At 76.1% G+C, this 2511-nt stretch carries 2 protein-coding genes; both read left to right on the top strand.

What is annotated here, in order from left to right; genetic code table 11:
• A partial coding sequence (locus tag AB0P06_RS36795; protein WP_363615356.1) for an acyl carrier protein occupies positions 1-523 on the top strand: 523 nt, incomplete at its 5' end.
• Between the two features lie 153 nt (positions 524-676).
• A partial coding sequence (locus AB0P06_RS36790; RefSeq protein ID WP_363615358.1) for a beta-ketoacyl synthase N-terminal-like domain-containing protein occupies positions 677-2511 on the top strand: 1835 nt, incomplete at its 3' end.

Below are 2511 nucleotides of genomic sequence, written 5' to 3'. Positions count from 1 at the left end.
CAAGCAGGCGGCGGGCGGCGAGCTGAACCCGCTGCTGCGCGGTCTGGTCCGCACTCCCCGCCGCACCGCCGCCACCGGCGCACCCGCCGACGACGCGGCGGACTTCGCCGCCCGGCTGGCCGCGCTGCCGGAGCGCGATCAGCACCGCGAGGTCCTCGACCTGGTGCGCTCCGCCGCCGCCGCCGTCCTCGGGCACCCGTCCAAGAACGCCGTCGCCGCCGCCCAGGCCTTCAAGGAGACCGGGTTCGACTCGCTCGGCGCGGTGCAGCTGCGCAACCGGCTGGCCCGGGCGACGGGCGTCCGGCTCCCGGCGACCCTGGTCTTCGACCACCCGACCCCGCTCGCGCTCGCCCGCCACCTGCGGTCCGAGCTGCTGCCGGAGCCGGCGGCCGGCCCGGCGGCCGTGACCCCCGGGCCGCGTGCGGCCGGCCCGGACGCGGGACCCGTGCCCGTGGACGGGCCCGCCATCGCGGACCTGGACATCGACGGCCTCGTCGCCCGCGCCCTGCGTGGCCGCGGCTGAACCGCCCACCCGACCGCGCAGACCCACCGAGCCGACGCACCGCGCTCACCGACCCGCGCCCGTTCGTCCGCGCTCGGCGCCCGGCACACCTTCCGAAAGGCTGACATGACCACCACCAACGACGGCGCGGCCGCCTTCGACCAGACGGCGAGGCTGGTCGCGGCACTGCGGGCCGCGCTCCAGGACAACGAACAACTCGCAGCCGAGAAAGCCGCGTTGGAGGCGGCGGCCGGTGAGCCGATCGCCATCGTCGGGATGGCCTGCCGGCTGCCGGGCGACGTCACCTCCCCGGCCGAGCTGTGGCAGCTGGTCGCCGACGGACGCGACGGCGTGGCCGAGTTCCCCGAGGACCGCGGCTGGGACCTCGACGGGCTCTTCGACCCCGACCCGGACCGGGCCGGCCGCTCCTACGTCCGCGAGGGCGGATTCCTGCACGGCGCCGCCGACTTCGACGCCGCCTTCTTCGGGATCTCGCCGCGCGAGGCGCTCGCCATGGACCCGCAGCAGCGGCTGCTGCTGGAGACCTCCTGGGAGGCCCTGGAGCGGGCCGGCCTGGACCCGGCGGGCCTGCGCGGTACGGCCGTCGGCGTGTTCTCCGGCGTCATGTACCACGACTACGCCACCGGTCTGCGAAGTGTGCCCGCCGGGCTCGAAGGCTTCCTCGCCACCGGCACCTCCGGCTCCGTGGCCTCGGGCCGGGTCGCCTACACGCTCGGCCTGGAGGGGCCCGCGATTACCGTCGACACCGCCTGCTCCTCCTCGCTGGTCGCCGTCCACCTGGCCGCCCAGTCGCTGCGCAGCGGCGAGTCGACGCTGGCGCTGGCCGGCGGTGTCGCGGTGATGTCCCAGCCCTCGCCGTTCGTGGAGTTCTCCCGGCAGCGCGGCCTGGCGAGCGACGGGCGCTGCAAGGCCTTCGCGGACGCCGCCGACGGCACCGGCTGGGCGGAGGGCGTGGCGGTCCTCGTCCTGGAGCGGTTGTCGGACGCCCGGCGCCTGGGGCACGAGGTGCTGGCCGTGGTCCGGGGTTCGGCCGTCAACCAGGACGGTGCGTCCAACGGTCTGACCGCCCCGAACGGCCCTTCGCAGCAGCGGGTGATCCGGGCCGCGCTCGCCAACGCTCGGCTGACGGCAGCGGACGTCGACGCCGTCGAGGGCCACGGGACGGGGACCTCGCTGGGCGACCCGATCGAGGCGCAGGCGGTGCTGGCCACCTACGGGCAGGGCCGTTCGGCCGAACAGCCGCTGTGGCTGGGGTCGTTGAAGTCCAACATCGGCCACGCCCAGGCCGCCGCCGGCGTCGCCGGCGTGATCAAGATGGTCGAGGCGCTGCGCCACGGCGTGCTGCCGCGGACCCTCCACGTGGACGCGCCGACCACCCAGGTCGACTGGTCGGTCGGGGAGGTGCGGCTGCTGACGGAGGCCCGGCCGTGGCCGGCGGCCGACCGCCCGCGCCGGGCCGCCGTGTCGGCCTTCGGGGTGAGCGGCACCAACGCCCACGTCATCCTGGAGGAGGCACCCGCCGCGGAGGCGCGGACACCCGCCGCCGAGCCCACCGCCCCCGAGGCCGCCGCCGTCCCCTGGCTGTTGTCCGCCGCTTCCGCCGGCGCCCTGCGCGCCCAGGCGGAGCGGCTGCTCGACTACACCGAGGCGCGCGGCCCGGCACCCGCCGACGCGGCCCGCGCGCTGGCCGAGGCCCGGACACTGCTGGCGCACCGCGCCGTCGTGGTGGCGGACGCGCTCGACGGTCACCGCACCGGCCTGGCCGCGCTCGCGGGCGACGCCGCCTCGCCTGCCCTGGTCACCGGCACGGCGGACGTCGCCGGGCAGACCGTCTTCGTCTTCCCGGGTCAGGGTTCCCAGTGGGTGGGGATGGGGCGTCGGTTGCTCGCTGAGTCCGTGGTCTTCGCGGAGGCTCTCGGTGAGATCGACGAGGTTTTGAAGTCTTATGTCGACTGGTCGTTGCTCGATGTGGTGAATCAGGTGCCGGG

This window comes from Kitasatospora sp. NPDC088351 (assembly GCF_040685575.1).
GTDB lineage: Bacteria > Actinomycetota > Actinomycetes > Streptomycetales > Streptomycetaceae > Kitasatospora.
Note: the sequence above shows the minus strand (reverse complement) of the source record. Positions and strands in the feature narration are given on the sequence as shown.